25 protein-coding genes are annotated in these 24,389 nt (G+C 51.4%); 2 read left to right on the forward strand and 23 right to left on the reverse strand.

Going from position 1 to position 24,389, the window contains the following annotated elements; translation table 11 throughout:
• Positions 1-83: 83 nt before the first annotated feature.
• From BM292_RS05800 to gspC, 15 genes are all read right to left on the reverse strand, one after another.
• Entirely contained in the window at positions 84-374 is a 291-nt protein-coding gene (locus BM292_RS05800) for a hypothetical protein (protein WP_092856228.1), read from the reverse strand.
• A gap of 151 nt (positions 375-525) precedes the next feature.
• Positions 526-1,149 (reverse strand): outer membrane beta-barrel protein, encoded by a 624-nt coding sequence (locus BM292_RS05805; RefSeq protein ID WP_092856230.1) that lies wholly within the window; start codon positions 1,147-1,149, stop codon positions 526-528.
• Positions 1,150-1,250: 101 nt separating this feature from the next.
• Entirely contained in the window at positions 1,251-2,069 is an 819-nt protein-coding gene (locus BM292_RS05810; RefSeq protein WP_092856232.1) for a mechanosensitive ion channel domain-containing protein, read from the reverse strand.
• Between the two features lie 12 nt (positions 2,070-2,081).
• A complete protein-coding gene (locus BM292_RS05815) occupies positions 2,082-2,855 on the reverse strand; it encodes a type II secretion system protein N (RefSeq protein WP_092856234.1) in 774 nt (257 codons plus the stop codon).
• Positions 2,852-3,379: a type II secretion system protein M gene (gspM, locus tag BM292_RS05820; protein ID WP_092856236.1), complete on the reverse strand. Its 528-nt coding sequence runs from the start codon at positions 3,377-3,379 to the stop codon at positions 2,852-2,854. The genes BM292_RS05815 and gspM overlap by 4 nt, the downstream gene beginning before the upstream one ends.
• The gene (gspL, locus tag BM292_RS05825; RefSeq protein ID WP_092856238.1) at positions 3,379-4,605 is read right to left on the reverse strand and encodes a type II secretion system protein GspL; all 1,227 of its coding nucleotides are present in this window, start codon (positions 4,603-4,605) and stop codon (positions 3,379-3,381) included. The genes gspM and gspL overlap by 1 nt, the downstream gene beginning before the upstream one ends.
• Before the next feature lie 3 nt (positions 4,606-4,608).
• Positions 4,609-5,859 (reverse strand): type II secretion system minor pseudopilin GspK, encoded by a 1,251-nt coding sequence (gspK, locus tag BM292_RS05830; protein WP_092856240.1) that lies wholly within the window; start codon positions 5,857-5,859, stop codon positions 4,609-4,611.
• The gene (gspJ, locus tag BM292_RS05835) at positions 5,840-6,460 is read right to left on the reverse strand and encodes a type II secretion system minor pseudopilin GspJ (protein ID WP_092856242.1); all 621 of its coding nucleotides are present in this window, start codon (positions 6,458-6,460) and stop codon (positions 5,840-5,842) included. The genes gspK and gspJ overlap by 20 nt, the downstream gene beginning before the upstream one ends.
• The gene (gene gspI / locus BM292_RS05840) at positions 6,457-6,864 is read right to left on the reverse strand and encodes a type II secretion system minor pseudopilin GspI (protein ID WP_092856244.1); all 408 of its coding nucleotides are present in this window, start codon (positions 6,862-6,864) and stop codon (positions 6,457-6,459) included. The genes gspJ and gspI overlap by 4 nt, the downstream gene beginning before the upstream one ends.
• Complete coding sequence (locus tag BM292_RS05845; RefSeq protein ID WP_092856246.1) at positions 6,864-7,445, reverse strand: pilus assembly FimT family protein; 582 nt, start codon at positions 7,443-7,445, stop codon at positions 6,864-6,866. The genes gspI and BM292_RS05845 overlap by 1 nt, the downstream gene beginning before the upstream one ends.
• A gap of 4 nt (positions 7,446-7,449) precedes the next feature.
• Entirely contained in the window at positions 7,450-7,866 is a 417-nt protein-coding gene (gene gspG, locus BM292_RS05850; RefSeq protein WP_092856248.1) for a type II secretion system major pseudopilin GspG, read from the reverse strand.
• Between the two features lie 9 nt (positions 7,867-7,875).
• Positions 7,876-9,126, reverse strand: a complete 1,251-nt coding sequence (gene gspF, locus BM292_RS05855) for a type II secretion system inner membrane protein GspF (RefSeq protein ID WP_092856250.1) — start codon at positions 9,124-9,126, stop codon at positions 7,876-7,878.
• 3 nt (positions 9,127-9,129) lie between these two features.
• A complete protein-coding gene (gene gspE / locus BM292_RS05860; RefSeq protein ID WP_092856252.1) occupies positions 9,130-10,653 on the reverse strand; it encodes a type II secretion system ATPase GspE in 1,524 nt (507 codons plus the stop codon).
• Positions 10,646-12,754 carry a type II secretion system secretin GspD gene (gene gspD / locus BM292_RS05865; RefSeq protein WP_092856254.1) on the reverse strand — a complete coding sequence of 703 codons (2,109 nt, stop codon included), beginning with the start codon at positions 12,752-12,754 and terminating at the stop codon, positions 10,646-10,648. The genes gspE and gspD overlap by 8 nt, the downstream gene beginning before the upstream one ends.
• Positions 12,755-12,763: 9 nt before the next feature.
• Positions 12,764-13,669 carry a type II secretion system protein GspC gene (gene gspC / locus BM292_RS05870; protein ID WP_092856256.1) on the reverse strand — a complete coding sequence of 302 codons (906 nt, stop codon included), beginning with the start codon at positions 13,667-13,669 and terminating at the stop codon, positions 12,764-12,766.
• A gap of 150 nt (positions 13,670-13,819) precedes the next feature.
• Here gspC and hslO point away from each other — a divergent pair, with 150 nt between their 5' ends.
• Positions 13,820-14,665: an Hsp33 family molecular chaperone HslO gene (hslO, locus tag BM292_RS05875; protein ID WP_092856258.1), complete on the forward strand. Its 846-nt coding sequence runs from the start codon at positions 13,820-13,822 to the stop codon at positions 14,663-14,665.
• A 404-nt stretch (positions 14,666-15,069) separates the two neighbouring features.
• Positions 15,070-15,630: an REP-associated tyrosine transposase gene (locus tag BM292_RS05880; RefSeq protein ID WP_092856261.1), complete on the forward strand. Its 561-nt coding sequence runs from the start codon at positions 15,070-15,072 to the stop codon at positions 15,628-15,630.
• A gap of 4 nt (positions 15,631-15,634) precedes the next feature.
• Here BM292_RS05880 and BM292_RS05885 read toward each other — a convergent pair whose 3' ends face one another.
• From BM292_RS05885 to pilW, 8 genes are all read right to left on the reverse strand, one after another.
• On the reverse strand, positions 15,635-16,012 hold the full coding sequence (locus tag BM292_RS05885; RefSeq protein ID WP_092856941.1) for an Hsp15 family ribosome-associated heat shock protein: 378 nt from the start codon (positions 16,010-16,012) through the stop codon (positions 15,635-15,637).
• A gap of 273 nt (positions 16,013-16,285) precedes the next feature.
• The gene (gene der / locus BM292_RS05890) at positions 16,286-17,884 is read right to left on the reverse strand and encodes a ribosome biogenesis GTPase Der (RefSeq protein WP_092856263.1); all 1,599 of its coding nucleotides are present in this window, start codon (positions 17,882-17,884) and stop codon (positions 16,286-16,288) included.
• A 6-nt stretch (positions 17,885-17,890) separates the two neighbouring features.
• Positions 17,891-19,078 (reverse strand): outer membrane protein assembly factor BamB, encoded by a 1,188-nt coding sequence (gene bamB, locus BM292_RS05895; protein ID WP_092856265.1) that lies wholly within the window; start codon positions 19,076-19,078, stop codon positions 17,891-17,893.
• The gene (locus tag BM292_RS05900) at positions 19,075-19,680 is read right to left on the reverse strand and encodes a YfgM family protein (protein WP_092856267.1); all 606 of its coding nucleotides are present in this window, start codon (positions 19,678-19,680) and stop codon (positions 19,075-19,077) included. Before BM292_RS05900 ends, bamB begins: the two co-directional genes overlap by 4 nt.
• Positions 19,681-19,928: 248 nt before the next feature.
• Entirely contained in the window at positions 19,929-21,167 is a 1,239-nt protein-coding gene (gene hisS, locus BM292_RS05905) for a histidine--tRNA ligase (protein WP_092856269.1), read from the reverse strand.
• A gap of 77 nt (positions 21,168-21,244) precedes the next feature.
• Positions 21,245-22,354: a flavodoxin-dependent (E)-4-hydroxy-3-methylbut-2-enyl-diphosphate synthase gene (gene ispG / locus BM292_RS05910; protein ID WP_092856272.1), complete on the reverse strand. Its 1,110-nt coding sequence runs from the start codon at positions 22,352-22,354 to the stop codon at positions 21,245-21,247.
• Between the two features lie 102 nt (positions 22,355-22,456).
• Positions 22,457-23,518: a RodZ domain-containing protein gene (locus tag BM292_RS05915; RefSeq protein WP_092856274.1), complete on the reverse strand. Its 1,062-nt coding sequence runs from the start codon at positions 23,516-23,518 to the stop codon at positions 22,457-22,459.
• Positions 23,519-23,527: 9 nt separating this feature from the next.
• Positions 23,528-24,295 carry a type IV pilus biogenesis/stability protein PilW gene (gene pilW, locus BM292_RS05920; RefSeq protein WP_092856276.1) on the reverse strand — a complete coding sequence of 256 codons (768 nt, stop codon included), beginning with the start codon at positions 24,293-24,295 and terminating at the stop codon, positions 23,528-23,530.
• Positions 24,296-24,389 lie beyond the last annotated feature (94 nt).

Raw genomic sequence — 24,389 nt, forward strand, 5'->3', positions numbered from 1 at the left:
GCGATATTAACATATTTATCACGTTCACAAAATAAAAAAGCCGCAAGCTTGCGCTTGCGACTTTTATTTTACTTCAAACTAACTTACATACCTGCAGTAGAGGTAGTGGTGCTAGTAGAAGTAGTAGTACCTGGATCTGGACCTGGGCCTGGACCCGGACCTGGACCTGGAGGCTCTGGAGTTACGAAGTCATCGTCGTCGTCAGTAGCAACAACTAAAACTGTAACTGCAGCAACACCAGCTGCTACCATTGCGCCAGTAGAGAATGCTGCACCTGAACCAGATGCTTCAGCGCCACCAGCTTGACCAGATGCCATTGCAGTTGGCGCTAAAGCCAAAGCTGCCGCAGCAAATAATGCTGATAAAGTTTTCATAGTATTTCCTCTTCCTTACTTCTTTGATTGGCCAATCAGCTCACGTCTATGTGAGTGATCACTTGTAAATCTATCAGTTAGTTAGAAAGCTGTCCAGCCGAATTTTGTAAATCAGAGGTGGGGTGCAGTCCAAGGACTGCACCCTCTTCCTTTAGAAGTGGAAGTTGCCGCTGAGCGCGACGTAGTTGTTGTCAGAGTCAACGAGCGTATAGCCGAGACCGAGGCTGAAATCGCGGTTGATGTAATACTGCCCGCTGATGCTCCACTCTTGGTCGCTGTCGTCGTAGATGTCGACGTGGCGCACGTTGGCGTCAACTTCGAAGGCGTCGGTTAGGCGGGTACGCATACCAATTTGCGCGTTCCAGCCAGTGTCGTCTTCGCTGAAGTTGCCGGCACCTGACGTGTCGATGTCAATTTCGTTATAAACCAAGCCACCGCTGGCATAGGCCACCATGTTGTTCATTTGGTAGAACTTGAAGCCAAGGTTGCCGTAAAGCGTGCTGGAGGTCGCGTCGACGTCGAAGCCGCTGACGGTGTAATCGTCGGTCGCGTAGATATAGTTGACATCAAAGAACCAGTCTTGGTTGATTGAGCGGTTGAACTGCAGGCCGGCGCCGTTGAGGGTTTCGCCATCGAGATCGTAATTGATGTAGCTAACGCCGAGCTTATCGAAGCTTGGCTGCTGTTGAGATTGTTGGGCGTGCGCGCTTGTCGCAGTGGTTAATGCGGCAATTACAGCTGCGGCTAATGACATTTTTGTTACGAAGGGTTTCATTGCTCTCTTCCTTTTGTTGAAGTCCTGGCTTCAGCATAGGCGAGAGGAGGGGTGCAGTCCAAGGACTGCACCCCTCTTTTGCTCAGAATTTACGTGCCTTTTTAGTCTTGCTTGTGCAAGTGCACATCCATTTGAGGGTATGGAATGCCGATATCGTTTTTATCAAGCGCAAGCTTAATTTCACGCATCAAATCCCAATAGACACCCCAATAATCGGTGCTTTTCACCCACGGGCGAACAATAAAGTCGACCGATGAGCTGTTTAACGCATGCACCTGAATATTCCAAGCCGGATCTTTCAGCAAGCGGCTTTCGGCTTTCAACACGCTTTCAAGCACTTCTTTGGTTTTGTGCAAGTCGGCATCGTATGACACGCCGATGAGCAGATCGACGCGGCGCGTATCTTCTCGGTTGTAATTGGTGATCGGCGAGCCAGTAATCTGTGCGTTTGGCACGAAGACCACTTTGTTATCTGGCGTTTTCAAGATAGTTTGGAAGATGTTTACTTCCTCAACGGTACCTGACACACCACCCGCATCGACGTACTCGCCAGCTTTGAACGGACGGAACAAGATGATCAACACGCCAGAGGCCATATTTGACAGTGAGCCCTGCAAAGACAGGCCGATTGCCAAGCCGGCAGCACCTAAAATGGCGATAAACGAGGTGGTTTCAACACCTACTTGCGACAATGCCATGAGCACTGCAGCAATAAAAATAACTGAACGTACAATGGCGCCAAGGAAACTAATTACGGCTTTATCGGTGCCGCGTTTTTCCATGCCTTTGCCCATTAATTTGGCAACCGAATTCGCCACAATCTTACCGACAATTAAGATGATAATTGCGACGATGAATTTCACCGTGTAGCTGAGAATTAGCTCTTGATTGTCGCTAATCCAGGTCATAACTTGATCCATAAATACTCCTTTTTACCATTTAAAGTTGTAGCGGCCTTGAGCGTCTGGTTTTCCGATGAAAACTAACAACTCGGAAATTGGCTGTGGTGTTTGCAGCGTTGGTTTTAGACTGCCGGTTAAGCTTACTTGCAGCGCATCGATACGCCCATTTACTTGTGCGTCTAAACGTAAACCGACGATGTTATTATCGTCGATTCTAACATTTATGCCATTTTCAGCGTTGCATGTGAGCGTTGCTAAATAATCACCAAGCTCATGCCACTGTTGATTGATGCGCATTTCTGTTTGCCGTGTGTTGATTGTACCAGCTAACGCATCGCAGATCTTTCCGCTATTAAAATCAGATACTTGATAATCATTGATATCAAGTTCGAAGTTACCAGCCATAGTGATTGGTACGGGCAGCTTTAGTTGTTGGATCGCCGGCTGCATGGCCCCTTTGAGATTACCTTTGAGTTGCGCTTGCGAAAGGCCGGCATGAATTTCGGCAGTGCCGTAAAGATAATTCTTCGACGGAATATCGAGTGCGATTTCAGCTTTCGCCAAGAACAACTTCCACGGGTTCAGTTGCCACTGCACATCTTCAAGAACTAATGTACCGCCGGTTGGCAATTCGGCACTAATGTTCGCCTTGCCGTTCCAAATCGTTCCGGCGGTGGAGGAGACGTGCAGTCCCTGCTCCGGAGCTAGGCCTGCACCCCACTTAACCACCGAAGCTGGCGTCAGCGCCACCAACGCGATTACGTACAACGGGATTAACCACAATAACCAACGCCACGACATCATTCAGCCACCTGCAAACGGCGCACGCGCACGATACCTGGTTCGCCGCCTTCTGTTGCATCAAGATGCTCAATAACGAGTCCGGCTTGCGTTTCGAGGTTTTCAATCAGCTGCAATAAGGTGTTGAACGGCACTTGGTCTATCACGACGACCAAACTATCCGATTGCGGTTGCATGCGTGTGACTTCAATTTTGGCGGCGCTGGCGAGGCGCGTGACGCGCTCGCTCATGCTACCTGACATGCTGGAAGTTGGGGTGCTGTCCTTGGACTGCACCCCTCCTGTTTGCGCGAGGTAGCGGCCGGTGTTTTCACGCACCCACTGCAATAACTCTTGCTGCGCATCGATTTTCGCTTCACGCTCGGCGATGCCATCAGCTAACGGCTTCCACGCAATGAAATACGCCAGCGTAATCACAAAGAGCACTGCGGCGACACTTACCAGCAGCTTCTCGCGCTGATTCATTTGATTTAACTGCGCTTCGAGACCCGGTACGCGCTGCACAAATTGCTGTAACAAATGAGCCATTACACGTCCTTCTTCACAGTTAATGCGCCGCTTACGGCACCGCTTTGATTAGTCACAGGACCTTGCTCGACGACCACTTGGCCGCCTTGATTCGCAACTTTTCGGAAATTCTCTAAGCTTGCGAAACTAGTCGCTGTTACTTGCATGCGTAGCGTCTGATCGTCGTACCGAATCAGCTCAACTCTGACATCGCGATTCGCTTTAAACGCACCTTCAAGATGCGCCAATAACTCAAGTGGCGATGATTTCGTGCCCTGCATCCCGATCGTCTCCAAATGACGATTCAACTGCGAGCGAACATTCACGATGCGTTTTTCATCTGGAAACGCATCGCGGTAAGTTTGCTCGATGGCCTGCTCAAGTTGCTCACTTTGCTGGCCTAGTTGGACGTAATTAAAAACCTGCGCGCTATAGGCAATCGCCAACAGCACGCCAGCCGCAATCGCCGCCGGTTTGTAAGTGCTCGCTTTCACGCCTTTGCCCTTTTTCCGTTGTGAACGGAAATCCTGCTGACGCAAATTAATCATCGGTGGCGCAGCTTTGCGGGCATTATAGGTTGTTGCGACAACACTCAGCGGCACCTCGATGTCCATTTGCTCGACTGGTTGCAGCAACATGCCTTCGGTCACCACAGGCGCCAGTGCTGTATCGGTTGTGAAGCCGGTGTATTGGCCAGTGCGCACTATAACGGTATCGCCGAGCGTGAGCGAGGTGGCGTGCAGTCCTTGCTCCGGAGCGCGATCTGCACCCCCTTCTTGGTTAGCTTCTAACGGTTGTGTGGTAGGTGCCGGCACCATAAAAATATCGGGGTACATTTCATCACATTCAATATCAGCCGAATCGAGGGCTTCCAGCCATTTTTGCATGGCGTCGCGGGCAACGACAGCAACGTGCAGTCCAAGGACTGCACCCCCCTTCTTCGCCGGAGGCCAAGCAAAGTGCAACTCGCCAATATCCTGCGCCAACTCATCTTCAAGCGCATTCGGCACCACCTGCGGCAACATGCGAATCGCACTAGTTGGTAACTCCACTTGCGTGAGCAGCACGTCGGTTCCCGGCGCATAACAAATCACCTCACGACTGCGCGCATGATCGGTCAGTTGGTTCAACTCGGACAAATCATTCAGCGTTCCGCTTGCAATTAATTCGCTTTGCGCTGGGTTCCAAATCAGCCAGTGCAACGGCTCGCGTTCTGCTGAGCCCAAGCGGATAAATAATTGTTCCATAATCTAAGGTTCTCCTGCGCCGCGATACAATATTTCTGCGGTCTCGCTGGTGATTAAAAACTGGCTCTCGGCAGCCATCACGAGGTCACCATAAGCAATTTTTGCATTTAATTGGAAATACTTACTCTTCACATCTAAATCGTCAAGCGCCCCACCGATGGTTTGCGCGGTCACACCTGCTGGCGTCACACCCCCACCAAAACTAGGCCGCGGCCCGCGAGTCGCAGCATCATTCAATGCACCATTATTACGCGCATCATCCATACTTTCATAGCCATCTTGCCGACGCGACGCCAAAAAGCTCGCGGCATCGCCCCTCGACATGGCACCCACGGTGACTGCTTGCAACAGCTCTGGTTGATTTTTAGCCACTGTATTGATGTTTAGTTTTAATGTGTTATCTCGCGGAATGACGCACACATACGGCTTTATTTGGTTATAAATACGCGCTGTCACACCACGCACCAAGCGCAATTCGCTCACATGAACCAGCCAACTGTTCGCTGCACGATACGGAAACTGCAAACTTTGATAATCGACTGATTCAGCGCCATAACTACCATCGATATCATCATCGCTGTCGAGCCAATCGGCCAAGGAATCAACGATCACATCGGCCGCATACGGCTCCATGTTTTCGTCAGTCGCCATCAATAGCATACGCAATTGTGCTTTGCGGCGCTCGCGTAATACGTCTGGCGCAATCGTGCCGCCGGTATTGCCGCTCGTATTAGCATTTGAATTTGTGTTCGCACCGCCGGTGTTCCCCGATGTGCTGCCCGAGTTTGGCGCTTGCGGAGGTGGGGGTGCAGTCCCTGCTCCGGTCCCAGCGCCGGAGCGTGAGCCGCTCCCATCCTCCACCCGCAACGAATTCAAGTTAAAGCAGCTTTGCAAATCTTGAATTTCACCTTTTATGGCACCGCCATCAACCGGATAAATACTGTCGCTTTTGCTCTGCTGATACCACATTTGTTGTTGGTGAACCACGCCATCGCTCTCGCTAATTTCTCGTTGTAGCAGTTCGCGTACAATTTCTTCAGCGCTTAACCAATACCAATAGGCTTGTTCAGCCTGTTGAAAATTCGCTGTTCTCAACACGGTGGTTTGTAAGCGCCCACTCAAGGTGACCGCCATGACGGACACTAATGCCACGACCAGCAACACCATTAACAAAGCGACACCACGTTGGCGTTTTGCAGTCGGTGCTCTTGCGCCTGTTAGACATGCTTCCACATTACGGCGACGGCTGTTCATTTAAGCCCCCGTCATTAATCAAGAACACCCGCGTAATGGTGCCCCAAGCTTCGGTTTCGATGGTGATTTCCAGCGCGGGTGGTAAGCCTTCGATGTCGGCATTGTCGCCCGAATTATTCCGCTGCGAGGTGGGGGTCTGTCCTTGGACTGCACCCCTCCTTAGCGGTTTCGCGGTGAACGCGGTCACGCCTTCAAGCACAACGCGTGATTTGGGCTCGGACGATTCGGTTACATCCACAAAGTTAAAATGTTCGCGCACGAGGTTACCCTCGCGAATCACATAAGCAACCGGCTGCAATTCACTGCGCGGAAATAAACCAAGCGGATTAAACCATCCAGAACGCACAAAACCTAAGCGACCGTCGTCGATAAAAATATAACGCCCTGTCGGATTATCTCGGGCGACCATTTGGCGGATATCTTGCTCTAAAATCAGCATACTGTACTGGAGCTTTTCAAGCCGCTCGATGGCCTTTTCACTCTGCTCGCTAGTACGCATAATCGCATTAATCACTGCTGCCGAAGCCAAACCAATCACCGCCATAATCACGACGGTAACTAACACTTCCACTAAGGTAAATCCGCGGCGGCGTTGCATCATGGTTGTGCCTCACCAGCACCAGCACCCGTATCCGGCCCAAGATAGCGGCTTAACACCACCAACGCACCATCATTGTTTTCAGCTGACTGAGGTTGTTCTTCGAAAACTCGCACAGTTACATAAAACACATCTTCGGTTTGTGTTTTCAACACTTCCGTGCGCCAAAACCATTCCCGCGAACCAACCATTTCCACCCCCGTCGCGCCGTTTTCTGGTGGATAATCCAAACTCACCCGCGCCATAGCATTGGCGGCAGCATATTGCGCCATCGATTTATCTTGCATGTAGTTTAAGTCGTTCAAGTGTTGGCTGGTGGCGGCGACAGCGGCCAGGGCCGCGAGGGCGAAAATACCCAGCGCAAACATCACTTCAACTAAGGTGAAACCGTGCTGACGCTTAGCCATTAGTCGCCACGCCCCTCATCTCGTTTCAGTTCGATCTCAATGCCATCGGTACTGGCAATACGCCAACTGACCGGCTCACCGAGCAAACCCACGTTACGCACAAACAATTCAAATGGTGGAAGATCGCCGCTACCAAAAATAAACAATTGGGGTGTGGGTTCACTGGGTGGTTCGTTATCTTCAGAACGCGTACCGAGATCGTCTTCTTCCACCGCGAATACTTCGTTGAGGTCGGTGTCGTCTTGCTGTAGGAGTTCAAGATCACCGGCTTCTACCAAAATCTCAATGTCGGTATCCAGTTCGGTTCGGCGCAGGCCGCGGTGTGTGATGTTTTGCCAGCGGCCATCGGTGAACTGCAAAAAACGATAGGTATGACCGTCGTCAATGCGCAAGCCTAGCACGGCATGACGCACTAAGGCGTATTCGCGTGCATAGCGGATGCGTTCGTACAATACGCGGGCGCTGTCAGCGGTTTCGTCATCCTTTTTATCAGGCACCACGAAGCTGACGGTGAGCGCCAGCATGCCGATAACCGCCATGGTGACCATGACTTCGACGAGGGTGAAGCCTTTTACGCGCAAGGTTTTACTCGATGTTCCAGTTGCCGATGTCGTCGTCGGTGCCGGTTTGACCGTCAGGGCCAGCCGAGAAGATGTCGAAATCGCCGAATTCCCCTGGGCTTAATAATAGGTATTCGTTACCCCATGGGTCAGACGGTAAGCGCTGAATATAGCCTCCACGACGGTAGTTGCGCGGACGCGGGTCAACGTTTGGCTCGTCAGTGAGTGCTTCAAGGCCTTGTTCTGTGGTCGGGAAGGTGCCGTTATCGAGGCGGTACTGTGCCACTGCATTTTCCAATGCAATGATATCAGTGCGCGCTTTTTGACGGTTGGCTTGGTCTGCCGAGCCGAGCACGTTAGGCAGAATTAATGAAGCCAACAGGCCAAGAATGGCGATAACGACCATTACTTCCATAAGGCTGAATGCGGATTGTTTTTTCATGGTGTTCCTCTAAAGTCCTACGCTTTGGTTGAGCGCTAATATTGGTTGAATGATGGCGAGCACGATAAGTAAGACCACGCCAGCCATGACAACGATCAGCGCCGGCTCGAATATTTTTAGCGCAATGTTCATGGTGGTTTCAAAATCGCGGTCTTGGTTATCGGCGGCGCGGCCGAGTAATTGTTCAAGTTCGCCTGATTTTTCGCCGGCGGCAATCATATGTAGCATCATCGGCGGGAATAATTTAGTTTGTGCGAGCGCGGCGCGCAGCGATGAGCCTTCGCGTACGCGGTCGCATGCTTCTTCAACCGCAATTTGCATGGCGCGGTTGGATAACACGCGGCCGGTTATACGCAAGCCATCTAGTAGCGGTACCGCTGAGGCCGCCAAAATACTCAGTGTGCGGGCAAAGCGTGCGGTATTCACGCCTTTTATTACGCGCCCAAACAACGGTAATTTTAATAGCCATCCGTCAAATTTGTCGCGGCGGGATGGTTTACGTAACAACTGTCCGCCAACGACTAAGCCGACTAAAATTATCCCCAGCAGGAATAACCCATAATTTTGTAAGAAACCACTGACTGCTAACAAGAACGTCGTAGTTGGCGGTAGTTCTTGGTCGAGGCCACTAAATTGCTCAACAATTTGCGGCACCACGCTGACCAGCAAGAAAATAATCACACCAATGGCAACCAACGTTAAAATGGTCGGATACACTAAAGCCTGCACTAACTGACCTTTGAGGCGGTTACGTTGCTCGGTGTAATCCGCTAGACGGTTCAGCACTTCATCGAGATGCCCAGAGCGCTCGCCGGCTGCTACCATCGCAGTAAATAACTTATCAAATACATGTGGGTATTCGGACATGGCTTCGGCCAAGGAGTAACCTTCAACGACTTTCGAGCGCACTGCCATAATCAATTTTTGCAGGCGTGGCTTATCGGTTTGTTCCGACACAGCAAACAACGCTTGCTCAATAGGCAATGCCGCTGACACTAGGGTCGCCAACTGGCGCGTGATTAAGGCTAAGTCGGCCGCGCCGACACCACGCGTTTGCAAGCGCTTTAGGAGGGGTGCAGGTCCAGCTCCGGACCCGGCTCCGGCTTTGGGACTGGTCCCCTCCTCGGCTAATTCAACGGCAACAGGTATCAAGCCCTGCTCACGCAGTTGCGCGCGCACTTGGCGCTCGGTGTCCGCTTCAATGACGCCTTTGGTTTTGCGGCCGCTGGCATTTAACGCTTGAAATGCATACGCTGCCACCGGCTACTCCTCGCGCGTCACGCGCAACACTTCTTCTAACGTGGTGACGCCGGCGATGACTTTCGCTAAGCCATCGTCACGAATGGACGGAGCCGCAGCGCGCACATATTTCTCAATCGCTTGCTCACCATGGCCGTTATGAATCAGTTCACGAACGCGCTCATCCACCACCAATAATTCATGAATACCGGTACGACCGCGATAGCCGGTGTGATTACACTTGTCACAACCCACCGCACGATACAACTGCGCACCGCCATCGACGGTGCCATCAGCAACATATTCCAATTCTTCGGCAGACGCCTGATACGGCTCTTTGCAATCGTCACACAAGGTTCGCACCAAGCGTTGCGCCAACACAGCTAGCAACGACGATGACAGCAAAAATGGCTCTACGCCCATATCTTCTAACCGGGTAATGGCGCCAGCGGCGGTGTTGGTGTGCAACGTCGACAATACTAAGTGACCAGTCAATGACGCCTGCACGCCAATTTGTGCGGTTTCAACATCACGTATCTCACCCACCATCACCACATCAGGATCTTGACGCAGAATCGCCCTTAATCCGCGGGCAAAGGTCATGTTCACCTTCGGATTCACCTGCATTTGGCCAATGCCTTCAATGGAATACTCAATTGGATCTTCCACTGTCAAAATATTACGGTCGCGTGAGTTGATCTCCATCAAGCCCGCATACAAGGTGGTCGATTTACCCGAGCCGGTCGGGCCGGTTACCAAAATAATGCCGTGCGGCTTTTTAATCAGTTGCGAGAAGATGCGGCGATTGGCTTCGGTCATGCCAAGCTGCTCAAGGTTCAAACGCGCGTTGTTTTTATCGAGTAAACGCAACACCACCCGCTCGCCGTGATTCGATGGCATGGTGGATACCCGCACGTCAACCGCACGCCCAGCAATGAGCAAGCTAATACGACCATCTTGCGGCACCCGCTTCTCGGCGATATCCAACTGCGCCATAACCTTGATCCGCGACACCAGCAACGAGCTCAATTTACGGTTTGGTCGAATCACCTCGCGCAACACGCCATCGATACGAAACCGTACCAACAAATCTTTCTCAAAGGTTTCAATGTGAATATCGGAAGCGCCTTCTTTGATGGCTTCCGATAGCATGGCGTTGATGAGTTTGATGATTGGTGCGTCATCTTCGCTTTCCAGCAAGTCTTCGGTTTGTGGCAGCTCATCGGCCAACGAAAATAGGTTACTTTCGTTGCCAATATCTTCCATTAACTGCTTCGCTTCAGACGAATCGCGTTGGTACGCCTGCGTCAAAATTGCTTCGAATGCTTCCGCGCTGTGCTCTTGCAAAACGAATGGGGTGCCGAGTACTCGGCGCACTTCGAGCAAGGCTTGTGGCGTGACGCCGTGACGCGCATGCACCACCGCATCATTCGCTGTACCATCATCTGCGGCACCGGCGTAAGCTACCACCACGCCGTGGCGTTTCGCAAACGCAAATGGCAACCGTCGCGGTGCCACTTGCGCGGCCACATTCGCGATATCAGTCATTGCCACTGCCCTTTTTCTCTTCTTCCATATATTTTTCAAACGAAGGCGGCAACGTTAACGGGCCATCCCACTCCGGCAATACCGGCTGGTCGGTTAATGGCATCAATGAAATGCCATCTTCGTCGGCTTTAATTTGTTCAGCCCGAATATAATTGTATTTCCGTGACGAGATCTGCGTTGCCGCTCCGCTATCACGTACAATGGTTGGGCGTAAAAACACCATCAAGTTGCGCTTTTGACGTGATGTTGAGGTGCTCTTAAACAGATGTCCCAAGAATGGAATGTCGCCTAAAATCGGCACCTTTGATTCTGACTCTTGCACGTCTTCGTCAATCAAGCCGCCTAATACAATGGTCTCGCCGTCGTCGGCCATCACCACAGTTTTCAATTCACGCTTATTGATGGTGATATCTACTGCGGTAGCGCCGCTAATACTCGACACTTCCTGCTCAATCACCAACTGCACGCCGCTACCTTCGTTAATTTGCGGGGTAACTTTTAATTTAATACCCACATCTTCACGCTCAACCGTTTGGAACGGATTATCGTTGTTCGAACCCGTCGTCGCACCGGTAATCGTCGGCACAGATTGACCGACCAAGAACGATGCTTCTTCGTTATCTACCGTCATAATTGACGGCGTCGCCAAAATATTCGAGTTGGTATTGGTGGTCACGGCTTGCAAAATTGCGCCCCAGTCATTTTTCACCACGCCAACCATCATGCCGTTCACATTCTGCAGCACCTGCGCCAACAACGACACGTCACCCGGACGATCCGGTTCGCGCGTGGTTACCATGTTGCCATCAACAATCGTGGTGGTTTCCGTACCCGGTTGCTCACGGGCTAAATATGCACCCGCCGCAACCTGACCAATCGGCGCCTGACGACCGTTGTTATATTGCACCATGCCGCCGTCTTCACTAATCCATTGCAGACCGAAATCGACGCCATCGCCTTCCATGATTTCAACAATAATCGCTTCGACGTGTACCTGCGCACGACGAATATCGAGCTGGCGGATCACGCTTTCTAAGCTGGCTAGCAAATCTGGCTGGGCGGTGATCACCAAGGAGTTGGATGCATCATGCGCACTAATTGAAATCTGCCCATTGGACGAACTGACACGGCGCGCCGCGGCAGTGGTGCCAGCGGCGGCCGATGCTGACTCTTTTTCAGCCTGCAAGCTTTGGCTAACGCCCTGCAATACTTCCACTAATTCTTCTGCTTTCGCGTATTTCAAGTAGTAAACGCGGGTGTTGCCTTCGGTTTTCAAATCTTGGTCAAGCTGGTTAATCAGCTTCATCACGCGCTCGCGGGCACGCGGCTCGCCGCTGATCACCACGCTGTTGGTGCGCTCGTCGGCAACGATTTTCGGAATCAATAACGGTGGTGTGCCATCGTTGGCTTTTTCAAACAAGCTCAAAGCAATGCGAACAACTTCTGAGGCCGATGCAAATTCAAGCTTCACCACGGTTACGTCTTGGTCACCGGCCCGGTCAACGCGTTCGATAATCTCGACCAAACGTTGCACGGTTTCACTGCGGCCGGTAATCATAATCACGTTCGACGGGTCATAGCTCACCACGTTACCGCCGCCACTCTGGTCGTTCAGCAAACGTAATAGCGGTGCGAGTTCACGTACACTGACGTTGGCGACCGGCACCACGCGAGTAATCAGCGTATCGCCGCCTAACGAGTTGTCATCGACCACTGGAATCGCACCGTTGCGGGCGTCTTTATCGCGCATGACTTTAATCACGCCCGACTCCATTTCAATGGTAGCGAAGCCGTACACATCCAACACATTCAAAAAGAACTGCCAGTACTGGCTTTCATTCATCACGTCGTAGCTACGCACATCAATACGGCCCCGTACGTCGGGGTCGATAATAATGGTGCGACCAAGGTTACGACCAACCACTTGAATAAATTCGGTAATATCAGTGTTTTTAAAGCTGGCGGCGTATTCAACTGGCTCATCCGCCGTTTGGCGTTGTTGCTGCGTTGCTTGGCGTGATTGCTGTGCGCTCACATCGTGGAATGTTCCCGAGAGCGCGGCGCCGAGTGTGATGGCCAATGCCAATGAGGTTTTACGCATACTTATCCCTTAATTTCCTTGCTCTTGGTCTTGCACAACCTCAGCAGGTAAATCTCGTATATCGAGTTGCAAGTCGACCGATTCATTGCCGCGTAGCACGGTTACCGTCGCTTCTGTCATGTCGCCGAGCTCGCTGGTGATTTTCATTGCGGTACTTATATTGGTTAAATCTTGGCCATTGATCGCCACCGCCAAATCGCCGTCACGAAAACCGGCTTGGCGAAATAATTCTGGGTTTTTGCCAGGGCTCAAACGATAACCGCGAATACCGCTACCGCCGCGTACAGGCATGATTTGAATATATTCGAGTAAGCTTTCTGGGTTCACTGCCGACGCGGTGACTTGTGTCGTCGTATCGCTGCGACGTGGGCTTGAACCTCCTTCACGCACTGCTCGACCTGACGTACGCACGTCAGCTCCGGTCATATTTGCCATCGTTAACGACAGGCCTTCACTTAGCTCGCCAATGCCTTCTAATTCAAGCGTTTCAAGACGGCCGTTGTTATCTAGAATCACACGATCCGCGTAGATTTCTTTAATAAGTACTTGCGTGCCCTCAAGCTTATCGCCCACCACATAAACTTCTTGATTGCCGCTACGTTCAATAATTGCCGCGGAGCGCTCCGGTACATTCGAAGCGGATACGCCGAGCAGACGGATATTCAATGACGTTTTTGGGGCATTGGAAGACGCTTGTGGCGCGGTGGCGATCGCGGCACCGAATAGATCGAGCGCAATAATCGAGCGCGCTGAATAGGAGATATCAGCACCTTGGTTGGCGATTTGAATGGGCCCCGAAGGCACCTCGCTGGCGGGCGTTATCAGCTGCCAGGTAAGTTGCGCGCCAAACCAAACTGCCGCGACTGCGCAAACCGCAGTGATCAGTGCGTTGACGTGCGTGTTCTGTATCTGCATGGGTTAATACTACGCTTTCGTTATAATTATGTGACAATTGCGTCTTTTGGTCATTCTAGCCTTACTATACACAAGAGAACAGATCAAATTCGAGGATTCTGGTATAATGCCGCCACTTTTTTACACAAGTATGACAGACGTATTATCACCATGAGCAAAAACGATACCCATTACCCGACCGATAAGCTGTTGCGCTATACGTTTTTAGAGCAAGACGTGCGTGGCGAACTGGTGCAATTGAGCACCAGTTATCAACGCATGATTCTAGGACATGATTACCCGGCGCCAGTTCAACGCTTGTTGGGTGAATTAATGGCGGCGACGTCATTGTTAACAGCAACGCTGAAGTTTGAAGGGCACATTTCGATTCAAATTCAAGGTGATGGCCCAGTGAATTTTGTCGCGGTAAACGGTTCGCATCATCAGGAATTGCGCGGCATTGCGCGCGTACGTTCAGACATTGCTGACGATATGAACGACTTGCGTACGTTGATGGGCGCCAAGGCAGTGATGGTTATTACATTAACACCACTGGAAGGCGAGCGTTATCAGGGCGTGGTCAGCGCCGATAACGATTCGATTGCGCGCGTTGTCGAAGATTACTTTATGCAATCTGAGCAATTGCGTACACGTATTTGGGTGCATGCTGATGGCGAACATGCTGCTGGGATGATGTTGCAAGTGATGCCAGCTGCTGGCACCACGTTGGAAGCGTTCGAGCACCTTGAACATCTCACCGACACCATTACTGCTTCGGAGTTGTTCACCTTGCCGGGTGAGCAAGTGCTGCACCGCCTGTATCATGAAGAACACGTTGAGCTGTACCCAGCGCAACCGGTGAGTTTCAAGTGTGGTTGTTCGCACGAAGGCACTTTAGAGGCGCTGGCTTCTGTGTCACCCGAAGAGTTACGCGAAATCCTCGCCGAAGAAGGCGCCGTGGTCATGACCTGCGACTACTGCCAAACCCAGTACCGCTTCACCGAACAGGACCTGTAGCCCGGCGTTCCACGCCGGGTGGCGCGAAGCGCCGTTATTGCCTGGGGCTTCCGCGATGGTGGTAGCCCGGCGTTCCACGCCGGGTGGCGCGAAGCGCCGTTATTGCCTGGGGCTTCCGTGATGGTGGTAGCCCGGCGTTCCACGCCGGGTGGCGCAACGCGCCCTTATCATCCGGGGCATCCCCAATGTTGGTAGCCCGGCGTTCCACGCCGGGTGGCGCAACGCGCCGTTATTACCCGGGGCATTCTGCAATGCCATACATTTCACAAAATTCGAGATTAACGGCACTACGTGCCACCCGGCGTAAAACGCCGGGCTACGCTATCTGGCGCGCAGCAACGTAAGCCAATATCCCACAGCAATATAAACTCGCCCAACCCGCCTTTCTGCGCAACACTCAACCTATGAGAAACGTTCGCAGATTTTTCGAGCGCGGTTACTACTTTTTCACTGTATGTACCTATCGCCGACAGCCAGTGCTAACTCGCCCCGACGTCATCGCAGCGCTACGCAATGCCGTGCGCGAAACAATGAAAACACATCCATTTGAAATTGAAGCCTGGACAGTAATGCCTGATCACATTCATTGTGTATTAATTATCAAAGATGATTTCGTTCCATTACGCTGGGGAAAAATAAAAGCGTTAACCACCAAGGCCCTTCCGGAATTTTCCTCAAAGTCCCGAAGAAATGCTAAGAATACAGAAGCTAGACAAGCACATGGGTATGGAAAATTATGGCAACATAGCTATTGGGAACATGAGATTCGCGATGAACGCGAATATATGATGTATATCCTCTACTGCTGCTTCAACCCAGTAAAACATGGTTACGTAAAGAATGCATGCGATTGGCCTTATTCAACCCTAAATCGCTATTTGAGCGAGGGGCGTTATCCAGATGATTGGAAATACATTACGCCGGCTTGGCTTGACGATAATTTCAGTGATTATCAAGAACCTTAATTAACTATTGGTTCTTAAACTTAATTAGTTCGCGACGCTCTTTTTTATCGGGTTTATGATCAGGGTGCGGATTGTACAACGCATTCATTTTACGTAGTTCGGCTTCTTTTTCGCGGCGTGCAATAGAGTCTTCAGTTTCACGGTAGAGTTCTTGAGCTAACGGCGCGCTGAGACGGTTTTCGCTTAAGCCCAAAACTTCCACCTCATAGATATCATGGCCGCGTGGGGCTTTGACAATTTGCCCGATGGCGATGGTTTTTGAGGGTTTGCAACGTTGGCCATCAACAGACACTTTGCCCGCTTGCACGAATTGGCGCGCAAGCGAACGTGTTTTGTAAAAACGTGCGGCCCAAAGCCATTTGTCGATTCGTACGGGGTCCATGTTTAGTACCTCGGCGTCGTAGCCCGGCGTTTTACGCCGGGTGGCACGTAGTGCCGTTAATCTCAAATTTTGTGAAATGTTTGGCATTGCAGAATGCCCCGGGTAATAACGGCGCTTTGCGCCACCCGGCGTAGAACGCCGGGCTACCAACATTGGGGATGCCCCGGGTAATAACGGCGCTTTGCGCCACCCGGCGTAGAACGCCGGGCTACCAACATTGGGGATGCCCCGGATAATAACGGCGCTTTGCGCCACCCGGCGTGGAACGCCGGGCTACTTTTTCTTCTTGAGGAATTTCATTAGGCGCTTGCGCTTGCGGGTTTGCGAGAGCGTCAGCTGGTTTTTGCGGCCGGCGTATGGGTTGACCGATTCGCGGAACTCGATTTTGATTGGGGTGCCCATCACGCCTAATGATTTACGGAAGTAGTTCATCAAGTAGCGTTTATACGAGCCTGGCAGCGAGTCAACTTGATTGCCGTGGATAATCACGCGTGGCGGGTTGTAGCCACCAGCATGAGCGTATTTAAGTTTGACGCGACGACCGCTCACCAATGGTGGTTGGTGATCTTCAACGGCGGTTTCCAAAATACGGGTGAGCTTCGCAGTGCCGACGCGAGCCGATGCTGAGGCATAAGCTTCAAGTACCGATTCGAATAGGTTACCAACGCCACTACCATGTAACGCCGAGATAAAGTGTACGCGAGCAAAATCGACAAAGCCTAGGCGACGGTCGAGTTCACGCTTGATTTCTTCACGGTGATCATGCGACAAGCCGTCCCATTTGTTCACGGCAATCACGATTGAGCGACCGGCGTTCAAGGCAAAACCAATCAAGTTTAAGTCTTGATCAGAAACTGTTTCGCGCGCGTCAATCACAGCAATCACCACGTTCGCGTCTTCAATCGCCTGCAAAGTTTTAATCACTGAGAACTTTTCAACGGTCTCGTCAATACGGCCACGGCGGCGTACACCGGCGGTGTCGATTAAGATGTATTGGCGGCCTTCACGCTCCATCGGAATATAAATTGAGTCGCGCGTGGTGCCCGGCATGTCATACACCACCACTCGTTCTTCACCGAGAATACGGTTAGTGAGCGTTGACTTACCGACGTTCGGGCGGCCGACAATAGCGAGTTTTAATGGCAGCGCATCGTAGTCGATTTCGTCGTGACTACGGTCTCCCAACTGGCCAATGATATTACCTTCGTGATCGATGATATTGCCATCGGCATCGACGATATTGCCGTCGCCATCGTAAACGTTGCCGTCTTCGTCGGGTTCGACAATATTACCATCGGAATCAATTGGATTACCTTCAGCGTCGAGGTTGACCGCCACGTCGTCCGAACCGGCGTTGCGAATGCGAACATCCGGGTATTCATCCAGCAACGGGTCAAAACATTCTTGCAGGAGCTGTTCGACGCCACGACCATGCGCGGCGGCGATACCATGCACATCACCTAAACCGAGTTCGAAGAAGTCGGCACGAGCCGCGTTGGCGTCAATGCCATCGATTTTATTAGCAACCACGTAAGCTTTTTTGCCAAGGCGACGCAAGTGTGTCGCAATGCCCATGTCAGCCGCCGTGATACCGTCACGTGCGTCAACCATGAAAAGCACGACGTCTGCTTCATCGATAGCGCGCAATGACTGTGATGCCATTTCAGCATCAATGCCTTCTTCGTCGCCATGAACACCCGCGGTGTCGATGACGATAAATTGGTAACCGTCGTAGTTGGCCTGGCCGTATTTTCTGTCTCGCGTTAAGCCAGGAAAGTCTGCAACCAAGGCGTCCCGGGTACGGGTAAGCCGATTAAATAAGGTTGATTTGCCCACATTTGGGCGCCCTACCAGGGCAACTACGGGTAACATATAACGTTAAATCCTTACCGCGAGTAAACTGCCGTCGCGTAACTGAACATAAAGGGTGTCGTCAACCACAATTGGTGCGGTATATACGTCTTCACCCACTTCTAAACGGCCTTCGGTTACGCCGCTCAGTAAATTAATAAAATGCAAATAACCGAACCGATCGCCGACCACAATGTAGTCACCAAAACGCACTGGCGCGGTGACGTTACGGCCGGTGTAGTCGTTGTTGGACCACAACTCTACGCCGCCTTGCGCGTCTAATGCAGACACTGAATCATCGGCATCGGTGACAAACAAGCGACCGCCAGCAAACAACACGTTTTGGTACGAGGAATAATCCCGACGCCACGCGATTTCACCGGTGTTGGCCTCAATTGCCGCTAATGCACCGTTGTATGCCACGTTATAAACAAACCGACCGGCTAAAACTGGGCGTGAGTCGACGTCGACTAGGCGTTGTAATTCAGTGGTACCGCTTGGAATTGCTAACCGTGCTTCCCAAGCTGGTTGACCGTTTTCGGCAATTAATACAATTACTTTACCGGTTGAAGTACCGACGAAAATACCGCCCTGCTCGTACACTGGCGATGACGTTCCGCGCAATGACAATGCTGGTGTTTCTGAGGTGTGCTTCCACAGCTCTTCGCCGGTTTCTTCATTCAACGCGATGACTTCACCGGTCGAACCTTTGACCACGACAAAACCACCGCCAATCGCTGGGTCAGACATGATCTCAGAGCGCACCACTTGATGCCACTTGACGCTACCGTCAGCGGCATTCAGCGCAACCACGTCACCGTTTTCGCTACCTAAGTACACCACGCCATTGAGCGCTGACAAACCGCCTGCAATACGCATTGGTTCACCGGCACTCCACCATGAGCTTTTTTCTAAATCTAATACCGAACGCAAATCAACGCGCCATAGTTCGTCGCCGGTTGCGCGGTCGAATGCTTCCACCACGCCACGACGGTCAGCGGCAATAATGCTGTCACCAACAACCACTGGATTCAGATGCGAGAAGAACGTGTCGATGCCGTCACCCACACTGGTGTCCCAAACGACGCGCGGGTTGATTTGCGCGTCAAATGTTTGCAACTCTTTGTAGGTGATCTCTTCGGTGCTAAATAGCGAACAACCACTGACGAACAGAGTTGCGAGCGCTGCTAGACCTAAGGTTTTTACTTGTTTCATGAACCCGCCACAATGCTGTTGAGTTTGATCTCGGCGATGCCTTGCGCACCAGCGTCGAGAGCGGCTTGATAAGCGGCACGTGCACCCGCGTTGTCACCTTTCGCTAACAAGATATCGCCTTTTAGCTCAGCGGCTTGTGCTTTGAAAGCTTCAACTGATTCAGCCGCTTGGGCTGCAGCTAGCGCAGCGTCGTACTGCTCTTGCGCCAACAATACGCGCGCTTGGCGAATATCGGCGACAGCGCGAAGTGCGGGTTGCGCGTTGTCACGTACCGTTTGCAATGCACTGACGGCCGTCGCTAAATCATTGTTATCCACGGCATGCTTAGCAAGCTCTAACGCTGCTAAAAGCGCGTAGGTGCTATCGCTTGAGTTCACGAACTCTTGTGCTGCCGCTGTGCTATTTTCTTGATCAGCTTCAAGTTGCACTAAAATGCTCTCAAACTTTTCAGAAGCAGCTTCTTGGTCAGCACGCACTTGGGCGTCGTAGTAGCGCCAGCCGTAGAATAGTGCAAAGCCTACTACGAGGCCGGCGACGATGCCTTTGCCGTGTTCGTTCCAAAACTGTTTAATTCGTTCGACTTGTTGTTCTTCAGTTTCCATTTTTAACTCCCGGTAGCCCGGCGTTTCACGCCGGGTGGCACTAGGTGCCGTTAATCTTAATTTTTTCTGCAATGTTTATAATTGCGACTTCCGCAATCTTTATAATTGCGACTTCCGCAATCTTTATAATTGCGACTTCCGCAATCTTTATAATTGCGACTTCCGCAATCTTTATAATTGCTAAGCACTGACACCGCTTAAGCCCATATATTTACGGCGCTGCGCGCCACCCGGCGTGAAACGCCGGGCTACAGTTCCTCTATGCTGTTTAGCAGCTGCGAGGGGGTGGTGCGGTCGCGCAGGTGCTTTAGTTCGAAATCGGTGTCGCGGACCAGTAAGGCGTAGGTGGCGCCTGACTTATCGGCTTTGGCCAATTTCTTTTTCATGTTCTGGGTGCCGCTGTGCAACTGAACTTTCAGCTGCGGCTTGGCACTTCGAATTTGTTCGGCAACGGCTGGGGCGATTAGTTCCGCCGTTTCAGTTGCTGCAATCACGTAAATATCAATGGCTTGCTCTGCTGGGATTTTACCTTGCGATTCCAACAATAAAACCAAGCGCTCCATGCCCATAGCGAAGCCAACGGCTGGGGTTGGTTTGCCACCGAGCTGTTCCACTAAGCCATCGTAACGCCCGCCGGCACAAACAGTACCTTGCGCGCCTAGTTCGGTGGTCACCCACTCAAACACGGTGCGGTTGTAATAATCGAGACCACGTACCAAGCGCTCGTTCAAAACGTATTTAACGCCAGCAGCATCAAGACGCTTACATAGGCCATCAAAGTGCTCGCGTGATTCGTCGTCCCAATACTCCGATAACTTCGGCGCATCTGCAAGTACCGCCTGAGTTTCTGGCGATTTGCTATCAAGTACACGCAATACGTTGGTGTCTAAACGGCGCTTCGAATCTTCGTCCAGCTTGTCTTCATGGGCACGCAAAAACTCACGCAACGCCTCGCGATAACGCGCACGCGCTTCATTTGAAGCCAATGAGTTCAGTTGCAATTCGACTTGCTCGCTAATGCCAAATGCTTGCCACAACCGTGCTGAGAGCAGAATCACTTCAGCATCGATATCCGGGCCATCCATACCGAAGGCTTCGATACCAAACTGATGAAATTGGCGATAGCGGCCTTTTTGCGGGCGCTCATGACGGAACATTGGCCCTAAGTACCACAAACGTTGCGTTTGGTTATACAGCAAGCCATGTTCATTACCGGCGCGTACGCAACTCGCTGTGCCTTCTGGGCGCAGGGTCAGGCTGTCACCGTTGCGATCATCGAAAGTGTACATTTCTTTTTCGACAATATCGGTGACTTCGCCAATGGAGCGCTTAAATAGATCGGTGCTCTCGAGCACCGGCATGCGGATTTCTTGGTAAGTATATTGGGCTGCGACCTGACGGATCACGCCTTCAACGTATTGCCACGCTGGCGATTGATCCGGCAGGATGTCGTTCATGCCGCGAATTGCTTGAATATTTTTTGCCACGTTCGAGTTCTTTTCTGCTTAGGGTCTACTTAAGACGGAAATTTATTACGAAAAATGGCGCATAGTATACCGCAGCTTTACGCTTGCTTCACGGGAATCTGTTCAGCTTCTAAACGTTTTACCTGTTCACGGATACGTTTTTCGAGCTCATCAACCAAATCGGCGTTGTCGAGACGGTCTTTTTGACGCTCACCATTGAGGTAAAAACCGCTCTTGTTCTTCGCACCAGCTAGGCCGACATGCGAAATCAGCGCTTCACCTGGGCCGTTCACCACACAACCGATAATTGATACATCCATCGGCACGGTCACGTCTTCAAGGCGTTGCTCCAGCGCATTGACGGTGCCAATCACATCGAATTCTTGGCGTGAGCAGCTTGGGCACGCGATAAAGTTAATGCCGCGGCTACGAATACGCAGTGATTTTAGGATATCAAACCCAACTTTGACTTCTTCAACCGGGTCGGCCGCCAGCGAAATACGCAAGGTATCGCCAATGCCTTCGGCCAATAGCATGCCAAGGCCAATGGACGATTTTACTGAACCGCTGCGCAGGCCACCGGCTTCGGTGATACCTAAGTGCAACGGCTGCTCAATTTGTTTTGCTAATAGACGATACGACTCAACCGCTAAAAATACATCAGAGGCTTTCACGCTCACTTTGAAATCTTGGAAGTTCAAGCGATCGAGAATGTCCACGTGACGCATGGCTGATTCTACTAACGCGGCAGGTGTTGGTTCGCCGTACTTTTCTTGCAGATCTTTTTCGAGCGAGCCGCCATTCACACCAATACGAATTGGAATCCCGCGGTCACGTGCCGCATCGACTACTGCGCGAATGCGCTGCTCATTACCGATGTTACCCGGGTTAATCCGCAAACAGTCGACACCGTACTCAGCCACTTTCAAAGCGATGCGATAATCAAAGTGAATATCGGCCACGACTGGAATCGGGCTTTGCTGTTTAATGAATTTAAACGCTTCAGCGGCGTCCATGGTCGGTACGCTTACCCGCACCAAATCAGCACCGGCATTGGCAATCGCTTGAATTTGCTTAACCGTCGCAGCCACATCGGTGGTCTCGGTATTGGTCATGGATTGCACAGCAATGGGTGCGCCATCGCCAATCGGCACGTTACCAACGTAGATACGGCGTGAAGGTCGACGTTTGATGGGGTTTAAATGCATTGTTTAAAACCTTAGTGCGATACTAGCTATTGGATATTAGATATTAGCAAAAACTGCCTTGTTCTAATATCTAATATCCAATAGCTAATATCATAGTTGTTCTTACTCAAGAGTCATGGTGACGCTGCGGTTGCGGCGATAGTTGCTCAAATCAACCGGTTCACCATTATACGTCAATTCGACGAATTCTGGTTTGCATAAAATGATATCAAATGGAGGCTCGCCCGTCAGCGGCATTCTGTAGCCGGCTTCTTTGACACCAATGGCGATATCGGTACCGGTGCCGTCGGTGACTTTAATCCAGCAGGCGCCGCTGAATTCCATGATTAAGCTAGCTTGATTCGCAGCAACATTTTCGCTTACAACGGGCGCTTCACGGCTGGTGTCGGCGACGACTTCTGGTTCATCATCGGCATTCGATGTTGGGGTAGAACGCGAGGTTGGCTCCGGCTCTTCGGTCACCACTGGCGATTCTTGTTCGTTATCGACTGCGGTGACGACTGGGCTGTTGGTATCCGCCGTATTGTCAGCTTGACTATTGGTATCAGTGTTACCAGCATCATCAGCTGTGCGAACCGGTTCTGGCTCTGAAGTGGTCTGCAATTGTTCGCGTACTTGTTCTTCGGTGCGACGCATTGGTTCACGCTCGGTGATTTGCTGACTTGTGCCGTTATTACTGCTGCCATTCGCGTTGGCAAACATGTCGCCGGCGTTGCTGTCTTGCCACCACCACACCACTGCCATGGCAATCACAATCGCGATAATCAAATAGCTAATGAGCATCAAACGATTATCGTTGCGCTCACGCACTTTGCGCTTAGAGAAGCTTTGCATGGTAATCGTACTTGGCGCTACCTCACCAAAGCCCATTTTGCTGTAAGCCTCGAACACGCGCGCTTCGTTGACATCCAGTGCCTTACTAAGCGAGCGCAAATAGCCACGCACGTACGTTGGCGACGATAATTTGTCGTATTCGTCGGCTTCCATATACTCAACCACGACCTTGCGTAACCGCAGATTATCGGCCACTTGCTGCGTAGTTAAGCCTTTCGCTTCGCGCGCTTCACGGAACATTTGCCCCGGTGTTTCGCCGGTATATGGCTCCGGCTGTGGCGCAGCCTGTTCTTCGCTATTTTCATCAAATAAGTCTTTATCTTGTGCCATGGGGTATCGCTATTTAATAAGTTTTAGATAATCAGTCGCTTGCTGCGATGCAGGAAAGCGCTGCACAAGCAGATCGCCAAACTGTTGTCGTTTATTCTTCTGGTTCTGGACATGGGCTAACTGCACTTCTAACCATAGATACTGTGCCGATAACTGGGGGTAATTACTGCGACGCTCGATCATGGTTGCCGCTTTGTCGTAGCGCTTTTGCTGCATTAACAAAGTAGCGTAATTCTCTAATATGGTGACGCCACCACCGCTGTGATTTAGCGCCAATTCATAATATCTATCCGCGTTGGCCATATCGCCCTGCTCGGCAGCACAACGAGCAGCGTTCTCGTAGGTGCTGGCAACCTTGACATAGCCTGGTTGCGCGACGGCTTTGCGAAACATTTGGTCGGCATCATTGTAGCGCTGCTGACCACATAACAACACGCCTAAATTGTTGTAGTTGTCACCATCTTTCGGTTTTAAATCAATAGCTTTACGGTAGTGCGCTTCGGCGCTTTTGAAGTCACGTACTTGCTGATAGTAATACGCAAGGCCGGTATAAACGTCGGCGTTATCGGGAGTATATTCGCGGGCGCGCTCTAAATTGGCTTTCGCTTGTTCGAAGTTGCCACTGCGCAAATACTGCAAGCCCAACGCGAGCCGAGTTCGTGACGCTTCTTCGGCATTGAACTGTTGAGCTGGTTGTTGCTTGCCATCGACAGTGCGCTGACTGACGCAACCGGTTGTTGCGAGCACAGTAAACAGCACAAGCAGTAGTATCCGCATGTAAATCCCCCTGTAAAGAAAGCTATCTTAACCTTTATCAGCGGCAGATCAAGCTGTGCGGCGTCAAAGGCGTGTTAAGTTTGTCTTAAGTAGG

The sequence above is a fragment of the Pseudidiomarina tainanensis genome (genome assembly GCF_900115255.1).
In the GTDB taxonomy this organism is placed as follows: Bacteria; Pseudomonadota; Gammaproteobacteria; order Enterobacterales; family Alteromonadaceae; genus Pseudidiomarina; species Pseudidiomarina tainanensis.

Coding starts and splice junctions, on each gene's coding strand:
- gspK (WP_092856240.1), bottom strand. CDS start 5,859: ATGAACAGCCGTCGCCGTAATGTGGAAGCATGTCTAACAGGCGCAAGA.
- BM292_RS05815 (WP_092856234.1), bottom strand. CDS start 2,855: ATGATGTCGTGGCGTTGGTTATTGTGGTTAATCCCGTTGTACGTAATC.
- BM292_RS05915 (WP_092856274.1), bottom strand. CDS start 23,518: ATGGCACAAGATAAAGACTTATTTGATGAAAATAGCGAAGAACAGGCT.
- gspC (WP_092856256.1), bottom strand. CDS start 13,669: ATGCAGATACAGAACACGCACGTCAACGCACTGATCACTGCGGTTTGC.
- hslO (WP_092856258.1), top strand. CDS start 13,820: ATGAGCAAAAACGATACCCATTACCCGACCGATAAGCTGTTGCGCTAT.
- BM292_RS05805 (WP_092856230.1), bottom strand. CDS start 1,149: ATGAAACCCTTCGTAACAAAAATGTCATTAGCCGCAGCTGTAATTGCC.
- BM292_RS05885 (WP_092856941.1), bottom strand. CDS start 16,012: ATGGACCCCGTACGAATCGACAAATGGCTTTGGGCCGCACGTTTTTAC.
- gspE (WP_092856252.1), bottom strand. CDS start 10,653: ATGACTGATATCGCGAATGTGGCCGCGCAAGTGGCACCGCGACGGTTG.
- ispG (WP_092856272.1), bottom strand. CDS start 22,354: ATGCATTTAAACCCCATCAAACGTCGACCTTCACGCCGTATCTACGTT.
- gspL (WP_092856238.1), bottom strand. CDS start 4,605: ATGGAACAATTATTTATCCGCTTGGGCTCAGCAGAACGCGAGCCGTTG.
- gspD (WP_092856254.1), bottom strand. CDS start 12,754: ATGCGTAAAACCTCATTGGCATTGGCCATCACACTCGGCGCCGCGCTC.
- bamB (WP_092856265.1), bottom strand. CDS start 19,078: ATGAAACAAGTAAAAACCTTAGGTCTAGCAGCGCTCGCAACTCTGTTC.
- gspM (WP_092856236.1), bottom strand. CDS start 3,379: ATGGCTCATTTGTTACAGCAATTTGTGCAGCGCGTACCGGGTCTCGAA.
- BM292_RS05880 (WP_092856261.1), top strand. CDS start 15,070: ATGAGAAACGTTCGCAGATTTTTCGAGCGCGGTTACTACTTTTTCACT.
- gspI (WP_092856244.1), bottom strand. CDS start 6,864: ATGGCTAAGCGTCAGCACGGTTTCACCTTAGTTGAAGTGATGTTTGCG.
- BM292_RS05900 (WP_092856267.1), bottom strand. CDS start 19,680: ATGGAAACTGAAGAACAACAAGTCGAACGAATTAAACAGTTTTGGAAC.
- BM292_RS05810 (WP_092856232.1), bottom strand. CDS start 2,069: ATGGATCAAGTTATGACCTGGATTAGCGACAATCAAGAGCTAATTCTC.
- pilW (WP_092856276.1), bottom strand. CDS start 24,295: ATGCGGATACTACTGCTTGTGCTGTTTACTGTGCTCGCAACAACCGGT.
- gspG (WP_092856248.1), bottom strand. CDS start 7,866: ATGAAAAAACAATCCGCATTCAGCCTTATGGAAGTAATGGTCGTTATC.
- der (WP_092856263.1), bottom strand. CDS start 17,884: ATGTTACCCGTAGTTGCCCTGGTAGGGCGCCCAAATGTGGGCAAATCA.
- gspJ (WP_092856242.1), bottom strand. CDS start 6,460: ATGATGCAACGCCGCCGCGGATTTACCTTAGTGGAAGTGTTAGTTACC.
- BM292_RS05800 (WP_092856228.1), bottom strand. CDS start 374: ATGAAAACTTTATCAGCATTATTTGCTGCGGCAGCTTTGGCTTTAGCG.